Annotated in this window: 2 protein-coding genes; one reads left to right on the forward strand and one right to left on the reverse strand. The window is 74.2% G+C overall.

All coding sequences use genetic code 11. The annotated features are described in order from the left end of the window. Positions 1–104 precede the first annotated feature (104 nt). Positions 105–989, forward strand: coding sequence for an alpha/beta hydrolase (locus tag AB0J52_RS39690; protein ID WP_500188290.1), 885 nt, complete (start codon positions 105–107; stop codon positions 987–989). Here the strand turns inward: AB0J52_RS39690 and AB0J52_RS39695 are convergent. Continuing rightward, positions 990–1,610: LysR substrate-binding domain-containing protein (locus AB0J52_RS39695; RefSeq protein WP_500188292.1), on the reverse strand; the 621-nt coding region annotated here is incomplete at its 5' end.

A 1,610-nucleotide genomic window follows, 5' to 3' on the forward strand; every position in this document is an offset into this window, starting at 1 on the left:
CCCGGCGCGTGACCGGCGGCCTCGGGGCGTGGGCGGCGGGCTCGGGGCGTGGGCGGCGGCCTCGGGGCACGGGCGGGGGCGGCGCCCGGCTTAAGCTGATCAACATGGACCTGCGTGACGATCCGGCCGAGGGCCTCAGCGACGAGCAGCTCGACGTCGCCTACAACGTGCGCCGCAAGGCGGGCCCCGAGGCCTTCGCGGCGCTGATGGAGCGCTACCGGGCCGACTCCGACGCGGCCGTGGACGGCCTGCCCGGCACCCGCGACATCCCCTACGACGAGCGCGGCGGCGAGCGGCTGGACGTGTGGGGCACCGCGGACGGCGAGATCCGCCCGGTGTTCGTCTTCCTGCACGGCGGCTACTGGATGGCCGGGGCCAAGGAGGACACCGCCTTCATGGCCCGGATGCTGCACGGCCAGGGCATCGCGACCGTCGTCCCCGACTACACCCTCACCCCGGCGGTGACGGTGGGGGAGATCGTCCGGCAGGTGCGGGCGGCGGTCGCCTGGGTGTGGCACCACGGCCTGGAGCACGGCCTGGACCCGCAGCGGATCGTCGTCGGCGGCAGCTCGGCGGGCGGCCACCTCACCGGGATGACCATGGTCGAGGGGTGGCAGGAGGAGCTGGGGCTGCCCGCCGACGTCGTCAAGGCGGCGATGCCGTTCAGCGGTCTGTTCGACCTGCGCCCGATCCTGCGCACCTACGTGAACGACACCGCCCGCATGGACCGGGAGGCCGCCGTCCGGCTCAGCCCGGTGTTCCAGCCCATGGAGCGGCGCTTCCCGGCGGTGTTCGCGGTCGGCGAGGACGACGGCGACGGCTTCGTCGAGCAGTCGCGGCGCTTCCAGCCGCACTGGGGCGACGGCGAACTGCTGATCGTGCCCGGCCGGAACCACTTCGACGTCATCCTGGACCTGGAGGACCCGGACACCCAGGTCAGCCGGGCCCTGCTCGGCCTGTTCGCCACCCTCCGCGAGGACCTGTTCTGATCAGGGCCCGGTGATCTCGGCCGCCTGCGTCCGCAGGTGGTCGAGCATCAGCCGCGCCGACGGCGTGAGCGGCCGCCGGTCCGGGATGGTCACGCCGACCTGGCGGCGCACCGGGTCGAGCGGCACCGGCAGCGGCGCGACGCCCGCGTCCGTCCGGGCCACCAGGTCGGGCAGCGCCGCGATCATGTCGGTGTCGCGGACGAGCGTCCGGACGGTCAGCACCGAGGTGCACTCGACCAGGTCGGTGGGCAGGGGCAGGTCCCGGTCGCGGAAGATCTGCTCCAGTTCGCTGCGCAGCGCCGTCTGCTGGAGCGGCAGCACCCACGGGTAGTCCAGCAGGTCGGCGAGCGTCAGGTCCGCGCGGTCGCGGGCCGGGTGCCCGGCCCGCGCGACGAGGCGCACCGGCTCCCCGTACAAGACGATCTGCCGCAGTCCGGCCAGGTCGCCGATCGGGTTGAGCCGGCCGAGGACCATGTCGATCTCGCCGTCCAGCAGGCGCGGCACCTGCGCGTCGAAGGTCGCCTCCTGGACGATCACGGTGATGCCCGGCCGCTCCCGCTTGAGCGCCGCGATCGCGCGCGGCAGCAGCACGTTCGAGCCGGCGAGCAGGGTGCCGATGGT

The organism is Spirillospora sp. NPDC049652, from assembly GCF_040675125.1.
In the GTDB taxonomy this organism is placed as follows: Bacteria; Actinomycetota; Actinomycetes; order Streptosporangiales; family Streptosporangiaceae; genus Spirillospora.